The organism is Streptomyces purpurogeneiscleroticus, assembly GCF_020024005.1.
In the GTDB taxonomy this organism is placed as follows: Bacteria; Actinomycetota; Actinomycetes; order Streptomycetales; family Streptomycetaceae; genus Streptomyces; species Streptomyces purpurogeneiscleroticus.
In genome coordinates, this window is record NZ_NHSG01000043.1 from 1 (window position 1) to 6594 (window position 6594).

Sequence of the window (6594 nt, forward strand, 5' to 3'; positions counted from 1 at the left end):
GCCCTGGCCCGCGCCCTCCTGGCCCACCCCCGCGTCCTGATCTGCGACGAAATCACCTCGGGCCTGGACACCGTCACCCGCCGAGCCCTCCTCACCCTCCTCACCGACCTCCTCCACACCCGCCCCGACCTGGCCCTCGTCCTGATCACCCACGACCGCGAAACAGCATCCGTGGCCACCCACACCGCCGTCCTGGACACCGGCCACGTCGTGGAACAGGGCCCCACCCGCCGGATCCTCAGCGCACCGCCTCGGACAGCAGTTCCTGCATCGTCTCGGCCGCCCGTACCGCCGCATCCCCGCAGCAGTTGTTGAAGAGGACGTGGACGGTGTCGGCCCGGTCGGCCAGGGAGCGTATGCGCGGTAGCCATTCGGTCAGTTCGGCCGTCGAGTAGGCGTGCCGGTAGCGGTCCTCCTTGCTGCCCGTGCCCCATGCGGTGCTCCGGCCGTGGAAGCGGACCACCGCGGTGTCGGGCGAGGTCACCGGGGTGACGGGCGGTACGGAGGCCGGCAGTGTCTGCGTCATGTCCACGGCCACGGCCGCCATGCCCAGGCCCGAGAGCAGCGCCTCGGTCCGGTCGGCCGTCTCCCGTTGCCACCAGGCGGGGTGGCGGAACTCGACGGCGACGGGCCAGCCGTCCGTACGCTCCGCGCACCGGCCGATGAACTCCTCGGCCCGCGCGCCCGGCGCGAGCCACGGCGGGAACTGGAACAGCAGCGCGCCGAGTCGGCCTGCGCTCCGCAGAGGTTCGAGCGCTCCGCTGAAACGCCCCCATATCTCGTCGAGCAGCGCCGGGTCGGCGTCTCGCGGATTGCGGGGGCCGCGGGCGAATGCCGGACGCAGGTCGGCAGGGAGCGCCGCCGCCCGGGTGGGGTGCCCGGTGAGGAGCGAGAACGCCTTGACGTCGAAGCGGAAGCCGGGCGGCGTGCGTGCGGCCCACAGTTCGCTGTTCCGCGCGCTGGGCAGCGCGTAGTACGTCGCGTCCGCCTCCACCACAGGAAACCGCTCGGCGTAATACCGCAGCCTTCCCTCCGCGTCCCGGCTCCCCGACGGATACCACCCGCTGCGCACCAGCGCCGGATCCGTCCATCCGCACACCCCGACGGCAATTCCACCCATGCCGCCCGGCTACCCACGCTCCGGGGCGCTCACCGCCCGGGCCGGGCGGTGGCCGTCCGCGCCGGAATTCCCGGATTCGGAATCCGCACCGAGTGGCATGTTGTCCGAATGGGCGGTGATTACGCCGTCCGGCAAGGTATTTGCCGGAGCCCGCGGGATGCGGCGCTGCCTCGCCCCGGGCGTGCGCGGGGCGAGGCAGCGGTGGTTCCGTTCTTATGTTCGTTGGCCGGATTCTTCGGGCTGCTCCTGAGAGCGCAGCATCTGCGCCATCGCCTCGAGGCTCCTGGCCGCGGCGCCGCCGCAGGTCAGAGACGCAATGAGGTTGCCGAGCAGGCCCGCCCGGTCAGCGATTATCCGCACCCGGCCGATTTCGACGACGAGACCCAGGAGGTTCAGCCGTAATCCGTCCGGAATATCGAGTACGACACACGCTTGAGGCGGTGTGGTCATTCTTGATCCCCCCTTGAAGGGCGCTGACCGTGCTCTGATACCCCTTCGACGCACGGCCCATACTCGACCGCCGGATGGCCGCTCATGCCCGGCCGGAGTGGCGCGAACGGACGCAACTGCCGTCTGCACAGCACCATTTACAGGGTCCGGCAACGGGTGTCACGGTGGAATCGCCCCACACCCCACAGGAATACGTCAACGGGAGAGAGCGTATGAGGTACCGGACCACCGCCGCCGTCTGTTCCGCGGTGCTGAGCAGCGCTGTTGTGATGAGTACGGCCAGTGGGACCGCTGCTGCTTCCGCGCGGACCGGGACGCAGACCGAAACGCAGACCGAAACGCAGACCGCGATGAAGGCCCGAACGCAGACCGGGACGAAGGCCGAAGCCAAGGCCGCGGCGAAGTGTTACCGGCACACGACGAAGATCAAGCTGACGGCCCGTAAGGGCCCCGGCACGTCCTACAAGGAGGTGGGCAACATCAGTAAGGGCGTCTCCGTCTGCGTCAACGAGATCAGGAACGGCGGCAAGTACAAGGAATGCGGCGGCGACAACCGCTGGGCGAAACTGAGCAAGCCCTTCGGCGGCCGCTGGGTCGCGGCCGTCTGCCTGCGCTGGGCCGAATAACGACCGGGCGCGGCCCGCTCAGTGCGCGTCGTCGTCCGGCTTGCCTTCGGCGCGCCGGTACTCGGCGTTTATCCGCTGGGCCTCTTCGAGCTGGTCCTCGAGGATGACGATGCGGCACGCGGCCTCGACCGGGGTGCCCTGGTCCACGATCTCGCGGGCGCGGGCGGCGATCCGCAGCTGGTAGCGGGAGTACCGGCGGTGTCCGCCCTCCGAGCGCAGCGGCGTGATCAGCCCGGCCTCGCCGATGGCACGGAGGAACCCGGGAGTGGTGCCGAGCATCTCGGCGGCCCGTCCCATGGTGTACGCGGGGTAGTCGTCGTCGTCCAGCCGACCACTGAGCGGGTTATCTGCTGTCATTTCACCTCGTTGAGCCAGACCGTCGCGGGGCCTTGGTGCCGTGCGGCAGCAGGGCCCCGCGGGAAATTCAACACCATCTGTCCGACTGCCGGCGCTCGCGGGGCCGCCGGCTGCGCGAGAAGCCTTCACCGTGCGACTGTTCAATGTCTACTCCGGCGAGGAGAGATTTCGGCACGTTCGGCGGGCAGGCGGAGCCGCCGCGGCGCGCCGCTGAATAGAATCGGCTCTCATGTCGAACCCTGACGCGCTGCTCGTCGACATCGCCGCCATGGTGGAGTCCGAGCAAAGCAATCAGATGCCCCTGACCGTTGTCACCAGCAGCGCCGTCATCACCGGCCGGCTGGCCCCCGAAGCCGTGTGGCGGCAGCGGGTGTCGGAGGTCCTGTCGGACTCGGCGCGCCTCGCGCCGTTCTCCGGCATCTTCACCACCGACCGGATCCGGAACCGGCCCGACCGCGCCGAAGCCCCCACCCACCTGCACTTCCATGTCGCCCGCATCCTGCAGGGCAGCATCGGAATCCCCGAGACGGGCGGGATGTACCGCGTCGCGATCCAGGATGTGAGCGCGTGGACCGTCGGCGACTTCAGCTACTCCGACCACTGAGACGTACGCGTCCCTGGGCGTACACGTCCCTGGGATGTACGCGTTCCTGAGACGTACGTGAGGAGGGCCCTGCCGGTGTGTGCCGGCAGGGCCCTCCTCGCTGTACTGGTGCCGTTCCCGCTACTCGGGAGCGGGGTGTCCGAGCATTGCCGACGCGGCCTCCAGCGGGGACAGCGGCTCCGCGGGTGCGGCATCGGCGGCGGTGTGGCACGTGAAGCCGAGCCGCGCCATGGCCCGGGTGACCTCGCCGGCGGTGAAGTCGCGGCGGTCCTGCCGCGTGACGACCGCACCCACCTGCTTGACGGGGTACTGGCGGCGGCCGATCACCACCGAGTCACCACCCGTGAGGGGCTCCGGCTTGATGCCCTTCATGGCGGCCAGCACCCCTTCCTTGGTCAGGTCGAACGGGAAACGAGCGATGATGCAGCGCATGATGCCTCACAGACAGGGGGAGAGGGGCCGGCTGACAGGGAGAGGGGCGCTCAGCGTGAGCCGGCCCCCGAGGCGGGGGCGGACTGCCGCTGGCCCGGGCCGCGCCGCGTGCGGTCGGTGCGCCGGTTCTGGGCGCTGCGGTTGCGACGGCCCCGGGACGAGGAGGGGCTGCCGCTCCGGGAGCGCTCCGCGGTCGCCGGCCTCGGGATGGTGACCGGGACACCCGAAGGCGCCTGCGCGCCCGTGATGCGGGTCAGCTCCTCGTCACCGGAGCGGACCTGGGTGATCTGCGGGGTGATGCCCGCCGTGGCCATCAGACGGCTCATGTCGCGGCGCTGGTTGGACGTCACCAGGGTGACGACGCTGCCCGACTCACCGGCGCGGGCCGTGCGGCCGCCTCGGTGCAGGTAGTCCTTGTGGTCCTGCGGCGGGTCGACGTTCACGACCAGGTCGAGGTTGTCGACGTGGATTCCGCGCGCCGCGACGTTGGTGGCCACCAACGCCGTCACATCACCGGTCTTGAACTGGGCCAGCGTGCGGGTGCGCTGCGGCTGGGACTTGCCACCGTGCAGGGCGGCGGCGCGTACGCCGCTGTTCAGCAGGTGCTGGGTCAGCTTGTCGACGGCGTGCTTGGTGTCCAGGAACATGATCACCCGGCCGTCGCGCGCCGCGATCTCGGTGGTCAGCTGGTGCTTGTCCGTACCGTGCACGTGGAGCACGTGGTGATCCATCGTGGTCACCGCGCCCGCGGACGGGTCGACGGAGTGGACCACCGGGTCGGTCAGGTAGTTGCGGACCAGCCGGTCGACGTTGCGGTCCAGCGTGGCCGAGAACAGCATCCGCTGGCCCTCGGGACGCACCTGGTCGAGCAGCGCGGTGACCTGCGGCATGAAGCCCATGTCGGCCATCTGGTCGGCCTCGTCGAGGACGGTGATGCCGACCTGGTTGAGCTGGCAGTCGCCGCGGTCGATGAGGTCCTTGAGGCGGCCCGGCGTCGCGACGACGACCTCGGCACCGCCGCGGAGCGCACCGGCCTGCCGGCCGATCGACATCCCGCCGACGACCGTGGTCAGCCGCAGCTTCAGGGCGCGGGCGTACGGCGTGAGCGCGTCGGTGACCTGCTGCGCCAGCTCGCGCGTGGGCACGAGTACGAGGGCCAGCGGGCGGCGCGGCTCGGCGCGCTGACCGGCCGTGCGGGCCAGCATCGCGAGGCCGAAGGCGAGGGTCTTGCCGGAGCCGGTGCGGCCACGGCCGAGTACGTCCCGGCCCGCGAGGGAGTTCGGCAGGGTCGCCGCCTGGATCGGGAACGGCGTGGTCACGCCCTGCGCGCCGAGCTCGGCCAGCAGCTGCGCCGGCATGTCGAGATCGGCGAACGCCTCGACGGCGGGCAGCGCGGGGGTGACGGTCACCGGCAGCGCGAACTCGCCCTGGGGAGCGGCCGGCCGGCGTCCGTTGCCGCCGGAACGGCGCGGGGCGCCGGAGCGGCCGGAGGACGGGGAGCCGAAACGGCCGCCGCCCCTGCCTGCGCCGGAACCACCGGAGCCGGAGCCACCGGCACGAGTACGGCTGTAGCGATCATTTCCGCGTGTGCGCTTCATTTGGGGAAACCTTCCTCGATGCGGCGCGTATCAAGGAAAACCCGCAGCGAGTGCACAGCGCGGAGAATTGCGAGAACGAGCCGGATGAAATTTGAGAGCGGGCCCGGCCGGCAATGAGCGACCGAGGCACCGTTGCGTCCGGCCGCGTGGCGCGGCCGAGCGAGCGAACCGAAGAAACGCAAGCCAAGACAGTGAAACAGACGGATTGCTTCCGTATTCCTGTTTTCTGATTCCTGGCCGGGAGGTGCGTCCGGTACGCCGGGAAAAGCAACGAGCTGGGGCCCGCACCCCAAGGTGCGGGCCCCAGCTGCGATGATGCGCCAGCCTTAGGCGGGAACGATGTTCTCGGCCGTCGGGCCCTTCTGGCCCTGCGCGATGTCGAAGGTCACCTTCTGGCCTTCGAGGAGCTCACGGAAGCCCTGGGTGGCGATGTTCGAGTAGTGGGCGAAGACGTCGGGGCCGCCGCCGTCCTGCTCGATGAAGCCGAAGCCCTTTTCCGAGTTGAACCACTTCACGGTGCCAGCAGCCATGTCAATTTCTCCTTCGGGGCAGTTCCTGGAGCCCACACCTTGCGGACTCCATGTCGCCGCGATGATCACCCCGCCGGAAAAAGACCGGAAACACAAAAAGCGCTCCCACCGGTACGGAAAACACGGTGAGGGCACTTGAAGTTTTGGGAACCACAACTGCAACTGGTAACGACAGTAGCACGGTACGGTCGGCGCTGGGTGGTGAGTAATTCCACTCGGCCTCTCGCGCAAGAAACCCTCAGCGCGCCTCACGCTGATTTCTCTCACCGCGGCCATAGATATTGGCTCGCACGGGCGCAGAGTTTTCGCCACCGGGGGCAACCGGGGGCAGGGGGCGCGCGACCAGTGGGGCTCGAACCAGTGGGGCTCGATGTCCGTCCGCGCTCGGGACGGCCGACCGATCACGCTCGGCAGGGCGGCCGACCGTCCGTGCTCGGACACATCCCGCTCGCCGCAGGCCGTCGGTCGCCGCCGAACGTCGAAGGGCCCCACCGCGAACGGTGGGGCCCTTCGAGTCGTGCCCGGTGAGGCACTGGCGGAGGATACGAGATTCGAACTCGTGAGGGGTTGCCCCCAACACGCTTTCCAAGCGTGCGCCCTAGGCCACTAGGCGAATCCTCCGCGGCAAACATTACATGACTGCGAGGAGTGCTCGCGAACTCGTTCGCCGGGGGTGGCCGACGGACGTCCGGGAGGGAGGAGCGGGTCGTTTTGGGGGCGCTGGATCAGGTACTGTGGGCGCAGCCCCTCACGTGGCGCTATCTGACTGAACTCCCCCAGGGCCGGAAGGCAGCAAGGGTAGGTCGGCTCTGGCGGGTGCGTGGGGGGCGTTTGCGTTCCCGGGCCGGACGGGGTGGCCGTGCGGTGGCTGCGGGGA

General features: G+C 69.8%; 9 protein-coding genes, 1 tRNA gene and 1 other RNA gene. 4 read left to right on the forward strand and 7 right to left on the reverse strand.

Going from position 1 to position 6594, the window contains the following annotated elements; translation table 11 throughout:
* The coding region (locus CCS38_RS01170; RefSeq protein ID WP_504740339.1) for a P-loop NTPase family protein at window positions 1-315 on the forward strand (315 nt) is incomplete at its 5' end.
* Here the strand turns inward: CCS38_RS01170 and CCS38_RS01175 are convergent.
* Both CCS38_RS01175 and CCS38_RS01180 read right to left on the reverse strand, forming a co-directional pair.
* Window positions 239-1120 carry a DUF72 domain-containing protein gene (locus tag CCS38_RS01175; protein ID WP_223731293.1) on the reverse strand — a complete coding sequence of 294 codons (882 nt, stop codon included), beginning with the start codon at window positions 1118-1120 and terminating at the stop codon, window positions 239-241. The two genes, CCS38_RS01170 and CCS38_RS01175, sit on opposite strands and share 77 nt — an antisense overlap.
* A 213-nt stretch (window positions 1121-1333) precedes the next feature.
* Entirely contained in the window at window positions 1334-1570 is a 237-nt protein-coding gene (locus CCS38_RS01180) for a hypothetical protein (RefSeq protein WP_223731294.1), read from the reverse strand.
* 350 nt (window positions 1571-1920) lie between these two features.
* Here CCS38_RS01180 and CCS38_RS01185 point away from each other — a divergent pair, with 350 nt between their 5' ends.
* Window positions 1921-2196 carry an SH3 domain-containing protein gene (locus CCS38_RS01185; protein WP_223731295.1) on the forward strand — a complete coding sequence of 92 codons (276 nt, stop codon included), beginning with the start codon at window positions 1921-1923 and terminating at the stop codon, window positions 2194-2196.
* Window positions 2197-2214: 18 nt separating this feature from the next.
* Here CCS38_RS01185 and CCS38_RS01190 read toward each other — a convergent pair whose 3' ends face one another.
* Entirely contained in the window at window positions 2215-2553 is a 339-nt protein-coding gene (locus CCS38_RS01190) for a MerR family transcriptional regulator (RefSeq protein WP_223731296.1), read from the reverse strand.
* 229 nt (window positions 2554-2782) lie between these two features.
* Here CCS38_RS01190 and CCS38_RS01195 point away from each other — a divergent pair, with 229 nt between their 5' ends.
* Window positions 2783-3157, forward strand: coding sequence for a hypothetical protein (locus CCS38_RS01195; protein ID WP_223731297.1), 375 nt, complete (start codon window positions 2783-2785; stop codon window positions 3155-3157).
* 120 nt (window positions 3158-3277) lie between these two features.
* Here CCS38_RS01195 and CCS38_RS01200 read toward each other — a convergent pair whose 3' ends face one another.
* The 4 genes from CCS38_RS01200 to CCS38_RS01215 form a co-directional block, all read right to left on the reverse strand.
* Complete coding sequence (locus tag CCS38_RS01200) at window positions 3278-3589, reverse strand: SCO5918 family protein (protein ID WP_223731298.1); 312 nt, start codon at window positions 3587-3589, stop codon at window positions 3278-3280.
* 50 nt (window positions 3590-3639) lie between these two features.
* On the reverse strand, window positions 3640-5187 hold the full coding sequence (locus CCS38_RS01205) for a DEAD/DEAH box helicase (protein ID WP_223731299.1): 1548 nt from the start codon (window positions 5185-5187) through the stop codon (window positions 3640-3642).
* A 326-nt stretch (window positions 5188-5513) separates the two neighbouring features.
* Window positions 5514-5717, reverse strand: coding sequence for a cold-shock protein (locus CCS38_RS01210; protein ID WP_030259935.1), 204 nt, complete (start codon window positions 5715-5717; stop codon window positions 5514-5516).
* Between the two features lie 533 nt (window positions 5718-6250).
* A tRNA-Ser gene (locus CCS38_RS01215) sits at window positions 6251-6338 on the reverse strand.
* Between the two features lie 118 nt (window positions 6339-6456).
* Between CCS38_RS01215 and ffs the strand changes: the two genes are divergently transcribed.
* Window positions 6457-6555: signal recognition particle sRNA small type (ffs, locus tag CCS38_RS01220), an RNA gene on the forward strand.
* The last annotated feature ends 39 nt before the right edge of the window (window positions 6556-6594 follow it).

Excerpts from the sequence above, each read along its gene's own strand:
- CCS38_RS01175 (WP_223731293.1), bottom strand. The coding sequence starts at position 1,120 with ATGGGTGGAATTGCCGTCGGGGTGTGCGGATGGACGGATCCGGCGCTG.
- CCS38_RS01180 (WP_223731294.1), bottom strand. The coding sequence starts at position 1,570 with ATGACCACACCGCCTCAAGCGTGTGTCGTACTCGATATTCCGGACGGA.
- CCS38_RS01185 (WP_223731295.1), top strand. The coding sequence starts at position 1,921 with ATGAAGGCCCGAACGCAGACCGGGACGAAGGCCGAAGCCAAGGCCGCG.
- CCS38_RS01190 (WP_223731296.1), bottom strand. The coding sequence starts at position 2,553 with ATGACAGCAGATAACCCGCTCAGTGGTCGGCTGGACGACGACGACTAC.
- CCS38_RS01195 (WP_223731297.1), top strand. The coding sequence starts at position 2,783 with ATGTCGAACCCTGACGCGCTGCTCGTCGACATCGCCGCCATGGTGGAG.
- CCS38_RS01200 (WP_223731298.1), bottom strand. The coding sequence starts at position 3,589 with ATGCGCTGCATCATCGCTCGTTTCCCGTTCGACCTGACCAAGGAAGGG.
- CCS38_RS01205 (WP_223731299.1), bottom strand. The coding sequence starts at position 5,187 with ATGAAGCGCACACGCGGAAATGATCGCTACAGCCGTACTCGTGCCGGT.
- CCS38_RS01210 (WP_030259935.1), bottom strand. The coding sequence starts at position 5,717 with ATGGCTGCTGGCACCGTGAAGTGGTTCAACTCGGAAAAGGGCTTCGGC.